General features: G+C 65.4%; 23 protein-coding genes. 8 read left to right on the top strand and 15 right to left on the bottom strand.

Annotated elements, in window-relative coordinates:
* Window positions 1–68 precede the first annotated feature (68 nt).
* Window positions 69–395, bottom strand: a complete 327-nt coding sequence (locus NU1_RS15295; protein ID WP_067521930.1) for a hypothetical protein — start codon at window positions 393–395, stop codon at window positions 69–71.
* A gap of 181 nt (window positions 396–576) precedes the next feature.
* Between NU1_RS15295 and NU1_RS15300 the strand changes: the two genes are divergently transcribed.
* On the top strand, window positions 577–1,761 hold the full coding sequence (locus tag NU1_RS15300; protein ID WP_067521932.1) for a DUF4132 domain-containing protein: 1,185 nt from the start codon (window positions 577–579) through the stop codon (window positions 1,759–1,761).
* 116 nt (window positions 1,762–1,877) lie between these two features.
* Window positions 1,878–2,273 (top strand): VOC family protein, encoded by a 396-nt coding sequence (locus NU1_RS15305; RefSeq protein WP_067521934.1) that lies wholly within the window; start codon window positions 1,878–1,880, stop codon window positions 2,271–2,273.
* A 9-nt stretch (window positions 2,274–2,282) separates the two neighbouring features.
* Here NU1_RS15305 and NU1_RS15310 read toward each other — a convergent pair whose 3' ends face one another.
* Both NU1_RS15310 and NU1_RS15315 read right to left on the bottom strand, forming a co-directional pair.
* On the bottom strand, window positions 2,283–2,903 hold the full coding sequence (locus tag NU1_RS15310; protein ID WP_157552304.1) for an APA family fibronectin-binding glycoprotein: 621 nt from the start codon (window positions 2,901–2,903) through the stop codon (window positions 2,283–2,285).
* A 118-nt stretch (window positions 2,904–3,021) separates the two neighbouring features.
* Complete coding sequence (locus tag NU1_RS15315; protein ID WP_067522137.1) at window positions 3,022–3,468, bottom strand: MarR family winged helix-turn-helix transcriptional regulator; 447 nt, start codon at window positions 3,466–3,468, stop codon at window positions 3,022–3,024.
* Between the two features lie 86 nt (window positions 3,469–3,554).
* Here NU1_RS15315 and NU1_RS15320 point away from each other — a divergent pair, with 86 nt between their 5' ends.
* Both NU1_RS15320 and NU1_RS15325 read left to right on the top strand, forming a co-directional pair.
* The gene (locus NU1_RS15320) at window positions 3,555–3,929 is read left to right on the top strand and encodes a cupin domain-containing protein (protein ID WP_067521938.1); all 375 of its coding nucleotides are present in this window, start codon (window positions 3,555–3,557) and stop codon (window positions 3,927–3,929) included.
* Window positions 3,930–4,098: 169 nt separating this feature from the next.
* Complete coding sequence (locus NU1_RS15325; protein WP_067522138.1) at window positions 4,099–5,151, top strand: mechanosensitive ion channel family protein; 1,053 nt, start codon at window positions 4,099–4,101, stop codon at window positions 5,149–5,151.
* A gap of 167 nt (window positions 5,152–5,318) precedes the next feature.
* Here NU1_RS15325 and NU1_RS15330 read toward each other — a convergent pair whose 3' ends face one another.
* The 7 genes from NU1_RS15330 to NU1_RS15355 form a co-directional block, all read right to left on the bottom strand.
* Window positions 5,319–5,831: a nitroreductase/quinone reductase family protein gene (locus NU1_RS15330; RefSeq protein WP_067522140.1), complete on the bottom strand. Its 513-nt coding sequence runs from the start codon at window positions 5,829–5,831 to the stop codon at window positions 5,319–5,321.
* Between the two features lie 417 nt (window positions 5,832–6,248).
* The gene (locus tag NU1_RS15335) at window positions 6,249–6,566 is read right to left on the bottom strand and encodes a hypothetical protein (RefSeq protein WP_067521940.1); all 318 of its coding nucleotides are present in this window, start codon (window positions 6,564–6,566) and stop codon (window positions 6,249–6,251) included.
* 4 nt (window positions 6,567–6,570) lie between these two features.
* Window positions 6,571–6,828 carry a hypothetical protein gene (locus NU1_RS15340; RefSeq protein WP_067521942.1) on the bottom strand — a complete coding sequence of 86 codons (258 nt, stop codon included), beginning with the start codon at window positions 6,826–6,828 and terminating at the stop codon, window positions 6,571–6,573.
* A gap of 8 nt (window positions 6,829–6,836) precedes the next feature.
* A complete protein-coding gene (locus tag NU1_RS44225) occupies window positions 6,837–7,118 on the bottom strand; it encodes a glycine zipper domain-containing protein (RefSeq protein ID WP_371859793.1) in 282 nt (93 codons plus the stop codon).
* Window positions 7,119–7,135: 17 nt separating this feature from the next.
* Window positions 7,136–7,789, bottom strand: a complete 654-nt coding sequence (lepB, locus tag NU1_RS15345) for a signal peptidase I (RefSeq protein WP_084521467.1) — start codon at window positions 7,787–7,789, stop codon at window positions 7,136–7,138.
* A gap of 86 nt (window positions 7,790–7,875) precedes the next feature.
* The gene (locus NU1_RS15350) at window positions 7,876–8,277 is read right to left on the bottom strand and encodes a hypothetical protein (RefSeq protein WP_067521947.1); all 402 of its coding nucleotides are present in this window, start codon (window positions 8,275–8,277) and stop codon (window positions 7,876–7,878) included.
* Window positions 8,274–8,657 carry a PLD nuclease N-terminal domain-containing protein gene (locus NU1_RS15355; RefSeq protein WP_067521949.1) on the bottom strand — a complete coding sequence of 128 codons (384 nt, stop codon included), beginning with the start codon at window positions 8,655–8,657 and terminating at the stop codon, window positions 8,274–8,276. The genes NU1_RS15350 and NU1_RS15355 overlap by 4 nt, the downstream gene beginning before the upstream one ends.
* A gap of 171 nt (window positions 8,658–8,828) precedes the next feature.
* On the opposite strand from NU1_RS15355, the gene NU1_RS42550 reads away from it, so the two are divergent.
* From NU1_RS42550 to NU1_RS15380, 4 genes are all read left to right on the top strand, one after another.
* A complete protein-coding gene (locus tag NU1_RS42550; RefSeq protein WP_174565939.1) occupies window positions 8,829–9,998 on the top strand; it encodes an SMI1/KNR4 family protein in 1,170 nt (389 codons plus the stop codon).
* Between the two features lie 322 nt (window positions 9,999–10,320).
* A complete protein-coding gene (locus NU1_RS15365; protein ID WP_157552306.1) occupies window positions 10,321–10,737 on the top strand; it encodes an Rv0361 family membrane protein in 417 nt (138 codons plus the stop codon).
* A 211-nt stretch (window positions 10,738–10,948) separates the two neighbouring features.
* Window positions 10,949–11,491: a NucA/NucB deoxyribonuclease domain-containing protein gene (locus NU1_RS15375; RefSeq protein WP_067521957.1), complete on the top strand. Its 543-nt coding sequence runs from the start codon at window positions 10,949–10,951 to the stop codon at window positions 11,489–11,491.
* 2 nt (window positions 11,492–11,493) lie between these two features.
* Entirely contained in the window at window positions 11,494–12,570 is a 1,077-nt protein-coding gene (locus NU1_RS15380; protein WP_067521959.1) for a hypothetical protein, read from the top strand.
* A 315-nt stretch (window positions 12,571–12,885) separates the two neighbouring features.
* Here NU1_RS15380 and NU1_RS15385 read toward each other — a convergent pair whose 3' ends face one another.
* The 5 genes from NU1_RS15385 to NU1_RS15405 are packed head-to-tail and all read right to left on the bottom strand — an operon-like array spanning window position 12,886 to window position 14,935.
* Window positions 12,886–13,068, bottom strand: a complete 183-nt coding sequence (locus NU1_RS15385) for a hypothetical protein (RefSeq protein WP_067521961.1) — start codon at window positions 13,066–13,068, stop codon at window positions 12,886–12,888.
* Between the two features lie 29 nt (window positions 13,069–13,097).
* Window positions 13,098–13,559, bottom strand: coding sequence for a hypothetical protein (locus tag NU1_RS15390; protein ID WP_157552308.1), 462 nt, complete (start codon window positions 13,557–13,559; stop codon window positions 13,098–13,100).
* Window positions 13,560–13,614: 55 nt separating this feature from the next.
* Complete coding sequence (locus NU1_RS15395) at window positions 13,615–13,824, bottom strand: hypothetical protein (protein WP_067521965.1); 210 nt, start codon at window positions 13,822–13,824, stop codon at window positions 13,615–13,617.
* Between the two features lie 53 nt (window positions 13,825–13,877).
* Complete coding sequence (locus tag NU1_RS15400; protein WP_067521967.1) at window positions 13,878–14,474, bottom strand: hypothetical protein; 597 nt, start codon at window positions 14,472–14,474, stop codon at window positions 13,878–13,880.
* A gap of 38 nt (window positions 14,475–14,512) precedes the next feature.
* Window positions 14,513–14,935 (bottom strand): DUF4254 domain-containing protein, encoded by a 423-nt coding sequence (locus tag NU1_RS15405; RefSeq protein WP_067521969.1) that lies wholly within the window; start codon window positions 14,933–14,935, stop codon window positions 14,513–14,515.
* Window positions 14,936–15,007: the final 72 nt, after the last annotated feature.

Consider the following 15,007-nt stretch of genomic DNA (forward strand, 5'->3'; position numbering starts at 1 on the left):
GAGTCCGGCCGAGCCAGCCGGAATGACGGAACGGGCCGGGATCACCGCAATGACGGGACCGGCGGGGATCAGCGGTCGCCCGGCGTCCAGGGTTTGACGGGCGGCTTCACCCAGAGGATCTTCTCGTCGAGGTGTGTGCGACGCGCGGCCGGATGCTCCGGATGCCGCGCCGCCCACGCATCCTTCTCATCCAGTAACCGCCCCACCACCTGCCAGGTCTCCTCGGAGCTCGGCGGATTCGTATCGGCCTCGCGCGCCAATTTGCGGCGCTGAGCCATCGGCAGATTCAGCAGCTCCGCCCCGGTGACACCGCGCTCCCACACGTACGCCGCCAGCCGCCGCGCCTTGAGCAGGCGGGCGTTCTCGGCGGAATCGGTGTGCGCGAATTCGTTCATCGGGGCTCTTCACATCGGCTGGGGATCTCTGTCCAGCCTACTGTGGGCACGGACCGCTACCGGGTGGCGAGGGCGCTCGAGCTGCCATGAGAGCGGAAAGCGATCGACGCGGTGTGGGAGGGATGTCGCGGTTCTCCGGCATACTGCGCGAAACATCTTCGGAAACCAAAAGATTGGGACCATGAGCGACGAACTGCCCGCCCTGCTGGTGGATCCACCATGGGAGCGGGAGGCCCGAGCCGCCGTCGCCGAGCCCACCGGTCCGCCGAAACTGCCCTGGCTGCACCGGGATCAGCTGCCGAAGGTGTGGTTGCGAAACGGGCGCGTTCTGCCCGCCGGTGCCGTGGACAACCTGATCGGCGCGCTCGCCCTCGGACCGGTGTCGAACGCGGACCCGCACGGCTATCCGGGTCTGCCGGAAACACTCGAACAGTGCGACCGAGATGCGTTGGCCGACTTCGGTTGGGCACTGTTCGACGACTGGGTGAGCGCCCGAATGCCACCCGGCAACGGCTGGGTGATCGACCAATTTCTGTGGTTGGCCAATGATGACTCCGTACGGCAGCTGGGTGCACTCCTGCTGAGCTGGCCCGGAGTCGGCACCGATGAGCACGCGGCGGGTGTGCTCGGCGAGATCGGCACCGATGCCGCACTGGCGCAACTGCATCGAATCACGCAGTGGGCCAAGGCTCCCGGACTCAGGTCGACGGCCGAGGAATGCCTGGCCCGGGCGGCGACGAAGCGCGGGCTCGGCATCGACGAGCTGGCCGACCGGCTCGTCCCCGATTTCGGACTGGATGCCGACGGCACTCTCGCGCTGGACTACGGTTCGCGCCGCTTCACCGTGGGATTCGATGAGAACCTGACGCCCTTCGCGGTCGACGAAGCGGGGGTGAACAGGCAGACCCTGCCCGAACCCGGGATCATTGACGACCGGACACTCGCACCCGCCGCCTACCATCGCTTCAACGAGCTGCGGAATCAGGCGCGCGTGGTTGCCGGCGATCAGATCCGGCGGCTGGAACTGGCCATGGTGACCGGACGTCGCTGGAGCGCAGCGGAATTCGAGCGCTACCTGGTGACACACCCGCTGCTCCGGCATATCGCGCGCCGCCTGGTGTGGACGACGGGCGAGATATCCTTCCGGCTCGCTGAGGACTTCACCCCCACCGATATCGACGACACCACCATCACGCTTCCGGAGACCGCCCGGATCGGGATCGCGCACCCGGTGGAGCTCGGTGCGGAGGCATCGGGTTGGCGCGGAGTCTTCGCCGACTACGAGATCGCCCAACCCTTCCCGCAACTGCGGCGACCAGTGGACGATCCGACGGAGACCGAGCGAGATACCGGCGGTATCGATTGATTCGACTGCTGTAGCAAACGGCTAGCAAGTGGGTGTCGTCACGTACTGGACGGTCCGTCTCGGCGTAACTTGAAAAGGTTCGTGCCCACTCGTTCGATCGACCGAAAGGGATTGTCGTGACCGCCCCGATCGCGCTGAGTTGCGTCACTCTCGACACCGCCGATCCACGCGGGCTCGCCGCGTTCTACAGCGAGCTGCTGGACTGGCGGATCGTGCACGCTCAGGACGAATACGTCCTGATCACCGACGGTCGGTCGGTACTGCGCTTCGGCCTGGTCGAGGGACACGCCGCCGCACCCTGGCCGGAGGATCGCGACCACCCCAAGCGCGTCCATCTCGACCTCGAGGTCGCCGATATCGACCAGGCCAGCGCGCGGGCGGTCGAACTCGGCGCGACGGTACCCACCTTCCAGCCCGGCCTGAATCCGGACTGGGAGGCCCAGCAGCCCTGGGCGATAGTCCTGGATCCGGAGGGCCACCCGATCTGCCTCAATCTCCGCGACCTCGACTGAATTCGGAACCTACAGGGGCTGAATGGATTCGGCGAGCGCATGGGCGGCGGCGCGGTCCACCGGTGCGTCCGCATTGCCGAGCCAGGTGATCCACCAGCGTTCATCGCCGGAGCTCACCACCGCGGCATACACCTCCGCCTGCGGATCGTCATCTGCGAACCGCACCCGGTAGAAGCATGAATCACCGTCCACCTCACGGCCTTTCACCTCCCTGTTCTCCCGATCGACGCGCTCACCCGAGGAAGGGAGGAAGAACTCACCCATGCCGGAGCCCAGCGTGCAGGCGGCCTTGGCATTGTCGGATTCCGCGGACGCGAAGAGTGAGGAGTCCAGCTTGCCGAGCAGGATCGCGCCTTCTCCGCCGGGCTGCTCGAGCGCCACCTGGCCGTAGACGAGGCGGCCGCCACCCTCCTGTGACGCCTCCTGCCAACCCTCCGGTGCGACGAAACTCATTCCGGCGGCCTCACTTACGATGCGGTCGGCCGCGTCGGAGTTCGAACGCCATTGGGATACGGCCAGGTACGCGACGCCTGTCAGCGAGCCGATCAAGAGGACAGCGCACGCGGCAATAGTCCACCGGGCCGTACGCCGCGACACCGTGGGTGGCGGCTGGGACTGGTTCGGGTCCACCCGGTGACGTTAACAAAGGGGCTGGTCAAGGCGGTGGAGGTTGGCCATCGCCACGCCGTCCCGTCATTCCGGCGTGCTTTTTGGCCGGAATCCACCTTCGATCGGTACGAGGCGTCGATCACCACACTGCGGGCCGCACCCGTCCCGGTGTGACCACGCGGGCCAAGGCACTACGCAATTCGACAACCCCACCGTCGCCCAGCGTTGTCGCCCACCCTCCGGTGAATTCGGCGATGGCCGCGTCGGCCGCACGGGTGCACGCCCAGCCGCGTCCGGTCAAGGTGATGAGGCGGGCACGAGAATCGTGGGGGTGCGGATTGCGTTCGGCGTACCCCTTGCGCACCAGTTCGTCGACCATCTGGCTGGCGGCCTGTTTGGTGACGCCGAGGTGTTCGGCGATCTCGCCCACGGTCGCTCCGTGCGGGGCCATGCGCACGAAGGCGAAGCCGTGGGTCGGGCGCACATCGGTGAATCCGGCGGCGACGACGCCCGCGTGGATGGCATCGGTGACCTCGGCGGCCGCGGCGAGCAGCAGTAGCGGCAGATCCTGCGCGGATTCGGGCATGACTGGAATTTTGACACTTGACATGAAAGTCAACAAGCTTGACTATCTATCGAATAGGCAAGCTGCTTGACTAAAGGGAGAAATTCATGCCTGTGATCCGTGCTGCCGAAACCGTCGTTCACGAAATGCACAACACCCGCTTCACGGCTATGGTCCGGCCCGGAACGGGTAGCACCGAACTGTGCGTTTGGCGGATCGAGATCGCCCCCGGCACCGTGGGCGTCGCGCACACCATTCACCGGGAGGAAGCCTTCGTTGTCCTGTCGGGCACGGCGATCCTCACTATCGATGGTGAGGCATCGCCCGTGGAGGTCGGTGACGCCGCCGTGGCCAATGCGGGCTCGATCATCAGCCTCACCAATCCGGGCGCGGATCCGGCCACGCTCCTGGTGACCACCTCGGTCGGTTTCACCGGCGAACTCCCGGACGGCACCATCGTGAACCCGCCGTGGGTGAACTGACCTGCGATCGCTCGTCCACGGTGAAACGACAAGGGCGAGACCGTTTTACGATTTCGCCCGCTTCGGTGCCGGTCATGGCGGAAGGTGATCGACAACTCGCACGGTGCCCGTTATCGATCTGTAACGTGGGGCGAGGGATCGATGTACCCGATACAAGGAGTTGAATACCGTGGAGGAGGTCTTGCGGCCGCTTATCGTCTTCGGCGGCACACTCGCTGTCTCCGTCGTCGCCGGATTGCTGGTCGACCGCGTGTTGCGCTACAGCGGCAATCGGCGTCCGGGATCACATGTGGCGACCCTGCTGCGCCGTATCCAGCTGCCCCTCCAGGCGTTACTCGCCACGGCCGGTTTGCATTTCACCTATCCGCTGGCACAGCTGGACCTGGACCAGGATGAGGTGATCCGCGGCGTGCTCGCCACCCTGGCGATTATGTCCGCGGCCTGGCTGGCCATGCGCACCGCCGATACGGTGGCCGAGAACACGCTCAACAAGTACGCCACCCGCACCGCGGATACCGCGCGGGTGCGGCGCCTGCACACCCAACTCGGTCTGGTTCGCCGCATCATCACCACCGTCCTGGCCGTGACGACCGCCGCGGTGGCCATGCTGATCCTGTTCCCCAGCCTGCGCACCCTCGGCACCTCACTGCTGGCTTCGGCGGGCGTGTTCGGCATCATCGCCGGTGTGGCCGCTCAGTCGACCCTCGGCAATCTCATGGCCGGACTACAGATCGCATTCGGCGATTCGGTGAAGATCGGCGACACCGTGGTGGTCGAGGGGGAGTGGGGCACCATCGAGGAGATCACCCTGACCTTCCTCACCGTCCGCATCTGGGACGACCGCCGACTGACCATGCCGGTCTCGTATTTCAACAGCAAACCCTATGAGAACTGGTCCAAGGGCGGCCCGCAGATCACCGGCACCGTCTTCCTGTACCTGGACCACACCACGCCGGTACCGGAACTGCGCCAGCACCTGCACGACTATCTGCGCGGACGCGAGGACTGGGACGGACGCTCCTGGAATCTGCTGGTCACCGACAGCATGCCGACCAGCATTGTGGTGCGCGCGTCCATGTCGGCCCGCAACGCCGACGATGTGTGGAATCTGCGCTGCGCCGTGCGTGAGGAACTGCTGGGCTGGCTGACCCGCAACCACCCCTACGCACTGCCCAAGATCCCGACCGCCATGGTGGCCGGGGCGCCTGCCATGGCGGAATAGGCGGCAGCGCGTCCCGGTCGGGTGCGGCGGAGCGCCCGGTCACCGATCGGCGGCGCGCTCCACCTGGATCTCGGAATCGGCGGCATCATCCTGGATCGGCCAGGCGTCGATCCGGGATGATCGCCGACAGTTCTTCATGCTCGAAGCCCATGCCGCGCCGTCGAGTACTACTTGCCGAACGTGAGGACTGCCAACGGGAGTGGGCGGTCGACTTTGGCCTGGTACTCGGCCAGCATCGGGTTGTTCCCGAGCGCCCAGGCCGCGAACTCGTCGTACTCCTCACCCTCGAGAACCTTGCAGGTGCCCTGGAACGTCTCAGCGCCGTGCTCGATGGTGACCTGCGAATTCTTCTTCGCGTTGTAGAACCAGGCGGGGTATTTGCCCTCGATGAACGAGCTGACGTACAACACCTCGCCGGCCTCCGTCGGGCGGCGCAGCAGCCCGAGCGGCACCATATGCTGCTTGCCGCTCTTGGCACCGGTGGTGGTGAGCAGCACCAGTTCGCCGCCTTCGTACGCGCCGCCGACTTTGCCCTGGTTCTGGCGGAACTCGGCAATGACACCGTCATTCCAATTGGCCATCTCGGCCTCGGTGTACTCCTGGTTCCAGGGCGCATCGGGATCGTCGTAGGAGGTGATCTCGGTCGTGGACTCCGACATCGCAGACTCGTTCTCGCTCATCCCCGCAATTGTGCCGGAGACCACCGACACGTTTCGACAGAACAGTGTCATCAGCATTGCCGGACCGAATTCGCTGCCGTCTCCGCTGATTTCGCCAATGCGGTCGCGGATCCATCAATGCGGCCCAGCTGCCGCGCGAGCGCGGGCGGTCGCCGCGCCCGCGACGAGGGAACCCGTCTACATCGGCCAGCACCGCGCGGCGATGCCAGCCCTGGATGGTTCCTGAACCAGTTGTCCGCGTTAGCAATGGGAGAGGTCTCCGAAGCTGTCGGAGGCTCTCGTTCCAGAGCTCTTCGTCGAATCCCGTTGCAATGGCCGTTCCAGGCAATAACGCTCACACCGGTCCATCAGCGGATCGCTGGCTTTCGGTGTCTCCTCTGCGGCGCGCCGCGGCGCGCGTTCGCTTGTCGTACCGGTTCACGCGTGGTGCGGGACGGCCCGGCCAGCGGGTGGCCAGTGTATGTCGTTGTGGCCGACTTTGCGTGTTCCGTCGGGGCGGCGGCGGGATAGGAATGGTGTCGAGCGCAGAGCGAGGACGATGGCGCCTATGGCGACACCGCCCGCTGCCGCGATTGCCCGCGTCAGAGACGGCATCAGTGGTGCGATCAACAACGCCGCGTACGCCGCCGAACACCAGTACATGCGTGCGTTGTAGGGCTTGGAATCGGCCGTGAGGACCGCGTAGCCGATGACACCGCCCATCAGCATGGCCCCGGTGATGAGAATCGCAGCCATCGGGCTAGCTTCGGGAGATCCGGTAGGGCGAGCTCGTGGGCGCGAGCTGCGTCGCGAGGATGACCAGCGTGCCGACGATGATGCCTGCTCGAATGTCGGGGGGAGCGAGGACGCATAATGCGGCCGCGCCTACCGCCAGCGCGGTGGTCAGTGTGGCGGTGGCTCGGCGTGGGTGCCCGCGTTCGGCGTCGAGGGCGGAGAAGACGCCGACGCCCAGGGCGATCACTGCGGTAAGGGCCGCGAAGATTTCCATGTTGATCACACGCCTTCCTAGTCGAACAAGCTTCCGAGCCATTTGCCGGCCTTGGCTCCGTATGTGGAGCCTGCGAAGGCACCGATGCCACCGCCGATCACCGCGCCGACCGGTCCGCCCACGGCACCACCGATGGCCGCGCCAGCCGCAGCTCCGGCCCAGCCGCCGCCGCTCTTACCTTTGGTCTCACCTGGCGGTTTGCCGTCCGCAGGTTGGCGTGGTTCCCTTCCACCCCTCGACCGGAGCAGCGCCCCGAGTCGGTCGCGCCGATTCTCTCGATAGCCACTTTGTAGTCGCATTCGTCCATCGATGTTCCCTATTCAACGTTCACGACCTTGCCGCGCACGTCCGCCGCCGGGACGGTGCCCTGGTACTCGTCGTCGGTGTGGTACCGCGAGTCGGCCGCCTCGCGACGGTTGTCACCCATCACCCAAAGGTGGCCGTCCGAGACTTTCACCGGACCGAAAGCGCGGCCGCCGAGGTTGAACCGAATATCGGGGCGACTGGGATCGAAAGGGTTGTTGCGCTTGGGGTCGACGTACGGCTCGTCAAGGGGTTCGTCATCCACGACGACGCGCCCTTGAGCGTCGCAGCACTGGATGGTCTGTCCCCCCACCGCGATCACGCGCGCGACGCGGGTGTCCTTGTCGCGGGGCCTGCCGCGGTTCCAGGAGTCCGTCGGGCCGACGAAGACCACCACATCGCCAGGCTTCGGATCACCCAGGTAGTAACTCAGTTTCTCCGCGAAGATGCGGTCACCCCCGGTCAGGGTCGGCTGCATGGACCGCCCCGGAATCTCGTAGGTCCGCACCAGTGCGACGGTGGCGGCCGCGACGACGACCACCGCGACCCCGACGGCGATCACGGGTATCAGCCACCATCGTCGCCCCTTCCGGCCCTCACCGGACACCGGCTCCCGAGCTTCACCTTCCGCCGAAAGGCTCTCCGCGCCACCACTGTCGTTCGCCATGCTCAGCACGATAGCCAACAGATAACCGACTCGGCTGAACCTTGATGCCGCATCGACGTGACGACGCGTGTGGATCCAGACTCAACCTATGCGGTGGCTCGGTTGCTGTGAACGGTGACGAGAAGGGCGATGGTGCCGGCGAGTCCGGGTAGCGCGAGGATCGCTCCGGCCAGCGCCACGAAGCCGAGGCTGATGTTCGCCGCGTCCGCACCCGTGCGGAGGACGAGAAACACCGTGTAGGTCACGGTCCCCGCGGCGAGCAGTGGCGGATACACCAAGTGCATCCTGCTGCCTTCGAGCTTCCGCGCCAGTCCGAGGCCGGGTGCCCCTCCGATGAGCCCGCAGATCCCGTAGACCAACGCCGAGGCTCCTGGGGCCGAGCCTGCGAAGATCGCACCGAACGCAACCGCCGTCCCGGACACGGCGAGCAGAATTCGTTGTGACCGCGCGACGAATGCGGCGCGGCGGGACGCGGGGGCCGCGCTCACACCTGTTCGCCTTGCTCGCGGCGGCGGTCCACCTCGCGCTGCCTGACTTCCTCCTGTCGCCGCGCCTCGGCGCGCTGCTGTCCTGCGCGCTCGCGCAACCCGCGCAGGAACTGTTCATCGATAGCTGGATCCTGAGCGACGTACCGGCCGGGCCGGTCATATTCGGCATATCGGGTCCTCGACCGCGGCCCGCGCGACTCGTTCAGCGGGCGACCGAGCAGCAGCCACAGCAACGCGCCAACGGTCGGGATGAACAGGACAACCAGCAGCCACCCCGCCTTCGGCAGGTGGCGGATACCGGTCTCGGGCGCGGTGATGAGGTCGATCAGGCAGAACACCCACAGACCCAGCGTGATCAGTCCGACGACCGCGTACGGCATCGCGTTCTCCTCGTACTCGGGTCGAACACTCGACCGACAACCCCCACCCAGGACTGCAACAGGGCTGGTCGCAGACTTTACCGAAGAACCCAAAGCTAGCAAATGCTGAGCTAATGCAAGGATGGTCGCGGTCGACTGCGACCAGTGAGGTCAACAGACGAAGGAGTACGCATGGCTGAACCAGTGGGCGAGGCCGCGTGGCGGAATCTGATCGACCGCCTCGTCGTTCAACGCGGCCGACTCGCGCAGCACGACGAACTCCACCGTCCCATGACCTATCCCCGGCCGGGAGCCTCCGAACAACAGCTACAGGCAGCCGAAGCCCGGCTCGGACTACCGCTGGACCCGCACTACCGCGAATTCCTGTCCGTCGCCGACGGGTGGGAGCTCTACTACCTGGGCTACAGCCTGCTCGGCACCGGGGACATCGGTGCGGGAGCACGCTGGCAATCGGCCAGTGACGCGGTGAAAGAGTTCTCCGAGAGCAGTGAGGGATACTTCGCCGCTGGCCTCGGCGTCGACGAGGACCCGGACAACTGGCAGCCGACCGGCGACACCGACAACGGCTACGACGGTTGCCTCTACCAGTTCGTTCACGACGCACCCGGCTGCCAGGCGGGCAACGTTTTCGAACTCTACGTCGGTGTCGACACCATCTGGCCCGACCTCTATACGTTCCTCACCAATCAGCTCGCCACCCTTACTCGGTGGGCCGTCAGCGCCGAACTCGGACCGCACTCCGACCCGTGGGGACGCGACATCCGCCGGGAACCGCCCTCCATGGCCGACATCATCGCCAAGCTCGCCGAGCTGTCCACCCGCGCCGCACCCAATGACCAACCCGCCCAGCTCCACCCCGGCGCATCCCAAACGGACCTCGACGCCCTCGACGAGAAGCTCGGCGGCACACTGCATCCCGAGCACCGAGAACTGCTCGCCACCACCAACGGCATGAGCGTCTGGAGCCTCGGCCGCATCCTATCCGTCGCCGACCTGCACGACGGTGTCGTCTGGTGTGAAGCCCTCACTCGGACACAGGAATTCGAGGACCGCCAGCTCCGGGACAGTCTGCTGATGGCGGAGATGTACGGCGGGTCACCTATCGAGCCGAAAGCTCCCGTGGCGGAACGGATCACCCAGATCCCCGCGGTTCCTTTCGCGGTTTTCCCCGCTGAACTCTATGGAGTCGACCTCCGCGACGGCCACGTCCGCAACCTGCTCAGCGACGAAATCATTACCCCCACACCAATACCCCGGTCGACATCGGAGGGCACCGTCCGCGAGTACCTCCTCAGTCAATGCAACCGCCTGTGGTGGCAAGCGGGCCAGCCCACCCCATGACCACTCCCAATCAACTGGCTGCTCATCGCCAGTCGGCCGGGTAGCTACGGTTTCTCGATCACCACTCCGTCATCACCAGAAGTACCGGCGCAGGCTGCCAGGAAGCGATTGTTGTGGAATGACCGCCGCAGACTTCCCGAACGCGGCCCGGCGATAGCTGGTCCGTATTCGGAAGCCGGAGCACAGCCTCTCAGGCTGCTGCAATCTTGAGCGTTCGTCTCGCCCAACCTTTGATGCTGTACTTCGGCCGAAAGAAGGGACTGTGATGCTTGGTCCAGGTCAGATCGCGAAGCGGGTTCCGTACACGGCGTCCGTCGCGGCGATGATTTCTGCAGCCGTGACACTGGTTGCGGTCGGCCCTAGCGGGATCGAGCCACTCGCGAATGCCCAAGAACCGATCAGTGCCGAATCGGCGGTGGAGCAGGCGATACGCCAACACGTCGATGCCAGGAACGCCGGTGATGTGGTCACGCTGCGAAATACGGCGTGCGGTGCGATGGCGGAGGACTTCCGCGATTTCGGGCCACTGGTCGACTTGGCGATCTGGTGGCAGGGACCCGGGCAAGGCCGCCAGATCCAAGTCGAGCGCTTTGCCACAATCGATGTCACCGATCAGACCGCAGTCGCCGATACGGAAGTGCGGATCTCGACAATGGCTGGCCTGCAGGATGTGAGCTTCATGCTCGAACACAGCGCGGACGGCTGGCGAGTGTGCTCCACCGATCGCCCGATCCTCTGATGCGTAGTACCGCAGGGAAGGACGGCTTTATGATTTCGCGGCGTGCTTTCCTAGTAGTTAACGGTATATGCCCGATCCTCGTCATCATCGGTGTCATGCTGCCCAAGCTGATCACATCCGGTCCTACAGGAATCATCGGTTGGGCGCTCGTCGCGATCACCCTCATCGTCTGGCTCACCTTCGCGGTCATGAGGACGCGCCCCTTCGATCGGTGACCACGAAGGCCGGCGTCGCGCCGACCGTGCGCTGCGATGCCATCGGCAACCGCAACACCACCGGCTGCATTGTGTCCGCAGCCGAACCCATCCTCGACTACAGCACCCGCAACATCCCCGAACTGGCCACGCACGTCCGCTACGCCCAAGCCAGCGGCTTACCGGGCGACCCGGCCGGCACCAGCCCCTTGAGGCGGCTCGCCGACCCCGTCGCGCAGCAGACCAACCGCAACATCTCCTGTAACCGCGTGCCCAGACCCCGGCCCACGGGCCAGCAATGCGACGAGTACCCCTTCGCCGCCACCTACCAAGGAGGTGGAGCCAACGGCCCGGCCCGCACCTATCAGGGCAGTTGCGACGTCGCGCAGCCAGCGTGGGTGGACACGCTGGCAACGAACCCCGTCCCGTTCAAGTCTTCGACGGGGATCAGTATGTGCCTGCTCAGCGCGTCGCAGAATCAGCGTGCCGGAGGGATTCTGACCTGGTTCTACACCAAGAACCGGGTCCTCGATAATGACACGTTCTACGTGAAGGGATAGCAATGCGCGAAACCGGGACCGTTCAAGTCGATCATCAACAGTTCGTTCTCGCCCACCCCGAGACCGACACCCTCGACACCCAGCACGAAGGAACACTGCTGCGGACCGGCCCCGGTTTCGTCACAATCCTCACCGGAATCGCCTACGGCCCAACCACCCTCACTCTCGAACTCGACGACACACCCCCCATCGACGACACCATCGACGTCTGGGATGCCGTCGAGGAAGCCGTCATCGAATCCGGCGAGCCATTGCAGGTCCTCACCCTCGACGGCAACCCTGCCCCCGGTTTCGATCCGATCGCGCCGGGCCGGTACCGGGTGTGCGCGCACGCCCGCGGCCGCGACACCGATTGGGGACTCGAGGTCACCGAACCCACCGAGTCCTACTGGCTGCGCCTGTGGCCAACACCGAACACCGACACCGGCGTCCGAGCGCTCCACAAGGCCGACGCCGCCTACTCGCCACCAGCGAAAACAATCCCGCAACCCGATCAGACAACGGTCACGGTGTTCGCGGCGGACGGATCGGCGATCCGCGTCCCGGTCGACAGCCCCGAAGCCGCACAGGTGCACGAACAGAACCGGAACTGGGGTGGACGTCCCCCTCGTTACCCGGACGCCGCGATCTCCGCGACGAGCATCGGCGGTCTGGATCGGGCGCTGATCGACGAACTCGAAGAGTTACCCCCGGATCGGCAGCGGATACTTGCTCGGTGGTGTGTACGGCGCGCGTTCGAACAAGCCGGCCTCGACCGGGTCCCCGACTTCGCCGAAGCGCTCGACGCCATGGACGAAGATCGCACACCGCCAAAGGATTTCGCCAACGGCTCACTGCTGCGGCACCGCATCGACACCGACCCCGCCATCCCGCTCACGATCTCTGACGGCTTGCCGGGTGCCCACCAACACATCCTGCAGCACACAGCGATGACGGCCTACGTCTACACCGCCATCCCGGATCCGTTGAAGGCGATGTTCACCGTCGTGTCGATCACCGCCACCACCTACGGCATGAACTATCAGCAGCTGTTCGACCGGATCCGCGACGAATTCCTGCCGGACCCGGGCTCTAGCTGAAAGAAGTAGACGACGATACGGCAGGTGGTCGCGTGTCCAGATCGTTAGAGCGGCAGGAGTCCCATCACATGCGTCGGCGTTGGTCCCTGCCGCTGTCACTGGAACTGCTGTCGCCTCTGGACTCATCGCTCCAACTGTCGCTGGAATGCCAACTGCCGCTGCTCCTTCCGGATGGTGCACCGATCCTGCGGAGCGCGACGACACCAGCGAACGCCATTCCTAGCGAGATCAGAATCAACACGGCAGCGGTTCCCACGCCAGGAACCTGACACAGGACTCTGAGCAGCGCCGTAGGGCGCGAAGGACTCGCGTGAGTCAGGGCGATTGGCGATCTGTCGCCGCGAGCACCAGACAGCTCCCCCGGGCATGGTCGCGATGCAGCGCGTGCAATTGTTCGGCGCGAGGTTCCGTCAGATCCAGCAGTTCGACGTGGCACAAATACTCGGCCAGCAAGCTGTCGGCGCGGACAAACATATGAGTGTAGGTGGGTTCGGACATCACAGGGCTTCCTGTCCGGTGTGCGGGAACTACTTCTGGGCCGCGCGCAGTAGCGCGCTGGCGACAACGTCGATCGGTGGCCGCGCTGGGCCGTGCGGGACCGACAGCCAGCACCGTCGGGGATCGCCAGGGGTCGGCAGCACCAGCGGCGATGGTGTGAGAATCGGAACCACCGCGCACCGGAACAACGCAATCGACAATCGCCACGCCTCCTGGCCGTCGGGCAAGCCCTGAGCCAGGAACACCCGGACATTGCGGCCCACGGAGAAGACGGGCGTGGATTCGGAGGCCAGCAGCGAGGCAGCGTTCGCGGCGAGGGAGCGCGGAACGAGGATGGCCGCCGTGGCACGGCCGGTCGTCACCCGTATATCGCCGTAATCGGGATCGCGGAACGCATCCAATGCGAAGCGCGTCCGGTAGATCTGGCAGCGCTGGTCGATCATGCGCTCGGCGAGCGCGCCATCATGCCTACCGTGAAGGACGATGGGCATCGGAGCCACCTCAATTCTGTTTTTGTCCAATGGTTCTCGGAGTTCAGCGCGTGATTCATCCACACCCCACGGGACCGCCCACCCGTGCCGGGCGGGACGCATCGAGTCGTTCGCGTTCGATCCGCGCGGTGATGTTCTGCACCGTCCAGCACTCCTTCGGTGAAGACGAAGGAGCGGGATTCACTGCCGTGTAGGACACCAGCACCCACACCACCAGCCCGCCCAGGCCGAGGCCGGTCAGGAATGTCCATATCGCTGTCACCATCTCACCCTCCTGATCTTGTGGAACTATCTGCGAAAACGAGTCGACCGGCCCCGCTAGATCCGGTTCGGACTGTCGGTGGTTGCCAGTTCGCACCACACGACCGTGTGCCCGAAGGCGACGTATTCGCCGCAACGCCGACTGATCGCCGCCACCCGTGCGGTGATCAGGGACTCGGATCGGTTCGGGTTGGTGACGGTCATGGCGTGCGCCTCGATCACCACCCGCCGATCGGCGAGGTGACGCAGCCGGATCAACAGGTTGCCGGGGTGCGCCAGCGGTCGGTCGGTGAGGACCAGTTCGTGCACCAGGTCCACGGCGGCGCGTTCGATGGCTGCCCCCGGTGATGGGTACGTCCACTTGTGCATAACGTTGCGGACGAAGACCTGCGTCACCGCGACCGCACTCAACTGTGCGGTCACCGTGATCTCCTCGGCGATCTCACCCACATCCAGTTCGGGAGGACGTTCCTGGACGATCGGGTGCCGCGCCAATAGGCAGGCGGCCACCCGGCTCAATTGCGCTGCCAGCGAGACGCTTTCGGTGAGACTCAAGTGCTGAGTCATGGAGTCGAGGACGCCGCTGTCGTAGTTGCTGACGCGCCGCAGTTCGCACAGCAGGTCCCAGGCCGGGGTTATCGGCTCGCGGTTCATGATGATCGTCTCCTCACGGTCCGTGACTATGCGACTTCTCATGACGCGCAAGGCAATCGCCGCCTCCCGGACGACACTTCGTCGATGAGGTCCTCGTAGCCGACGGCCAACTCCGCCAACCTTTCCCAGGCGATGAAAGGTTCGGAGTCGCACGGGTTCGCCAGTGCAGCGAAGGCGAGGGCGTTGAACTCCGCCAGCCGGTTGATCACCGCACCCAGCGTTTCGGTGTGCAGGCGAGCGCCCCCGGACGGCGAAGGCACCTGCTGCGCGACCCACGAATCGATGGCATGAATCAACGTCGCTCTGTGCTGGTCGATGTCGCCGTGAGTAGATTCCGCTGCGGCGAGTAGCCGGTGGTGAATCTCCGACAGTTCGCAGGCCCACCGAAGAAGAGGGTGATTGTCGCGTATTTCGCCTCGGCATGCGGCGAGCAACCGATCTTTTGCGGGCAGCATCGTCATCGGAGCTGCTCCTGGTTCACAGCAGCCCCCGAGATCGCTGATCGCCGCTTCCATGTTGGCGTTCTAGAGGTT

Source organism: Nocardia uniformis NBRC 13702, from assembly GCF_001613345.1.
GTDB lineage: Bacteria > Actinomycetota > Actinomycetes > Mycobacteriales > Mycobacteriaceae > Nocardia > Nocardia uniformis.

Coding starts and splice junctions, on each gene's coding strand:
- NU1_RS15295 (WP_067521930.1), bottom strand. CDS start 395: ATGAACGAATTCGCGCACACCGATTCCGCCGAGAACGCCCGCCTGCTC.
- NU1_RS15300 (WP_067521932.1), top strand. CDS start 577: ATGAGCGACGAACTGCCCGCCCTGCTGGTGGATCCACCATGGGAGCGG.
- NU1_RS15315 (WP_067522137.1), bottom strand. CDS start 3,468: ATGCCCGAATCCGCGCAGGATCTGCCGCTACTGCTGCTCGCCGCGGCC.
- NU1_RS15320 (WP_067521938.1), top strand. CDS start 3,555: ATGCCTGTGATCCGTGCTGCCGAAACCGTCGTTCACGAAATGCACAAC.
- NU1_RS15330 (WP_067522140.1), bottom strand. CDS start 5,831: ATGAGCGAGAACGAGTCTGCGATGTCGGAGTCCACGACCGAGATCACC.
- NU1_RS15335 (WP_067521940.1), bottom strand. CDS start 6,566: ATGGCTGCGATTCTCATCACCGGGGCCATGCTGATGGGCGGTGTCATC.
- NU1_RS44225 (WP_371859793.1), bottom strand. CDS start 7,118: ATGCGACTACAAAGTGGCTATCGAGAGAATCGGCGCGACCGACTCGGG.
- lepB (WP_084521467.1), bottom strand. CDS start 7,789: ATGGCGAACGACAGTGGTGGCGCGGAGAGCCTTTCGGCGGAAGGTGAA.
- NU1_RS15355 (WP_067521949.1), bottom strand. CDS start 8,657: ATGCCGTACGCGGTCGTCGGACTGATCACGCTGGGTCTGTGGGTGTTC.
- NU1_RS42550 (WP_174565939.1), top strand. CDS start 8,829: ATGGCTGAACCAGTGGGCGAGGCCGCGTGGCGGAATCTGATCGACCGC.
- NU1_RS15365 (WP_157552306.1), top strand. CDS start 10,321: ATGATTTCTGCAGCCGTGACACTGGTTGCGGTCGGCCCTAGCGGGATC.
- NU1_RS15380 (WP_067521959.1), top strand. CDS start 11,494: ATGCGCGAAACCGGGACCGTTCAAGTCGATCATCAACAGTTCGTTCTC.
- NU1_RS15385 (WP_067521961.1), bottom strand. CDS start 13,068: ATGTCCGAACCCACCTACACTCATATGTTTGTCCGCGCCGACAGCTTG.
- NU1_RS15390 (WP_157552308.1), bottom strand. CDS start 13,559: ATGCCCATCGTCCTTCACGGTAGGCATGATGGCGCGCTCGCCGAGCGC.
- NU1_RS15395 (WP_067521965.1), bottom strand. CDS start 13,824: ATGGTGACAGCGATATGGACATTCCTGACCGGCCTCGGCCTGGGCGGG.
- NU1_RS15400 (WP_067521967.1), bottom strand. CDS start 14,474: ATGAACCGCGAGCCGATAACCCCGGCCTGGGACCTGCTGTGCGAACTG.
- NU1_RS15405 (WP_067521969.1), bottom strand. CDS start 14,935: ATGACGATGCTGCCCGCAAAAGATCGGTTGCTCGCCGCATGCCGAGGC.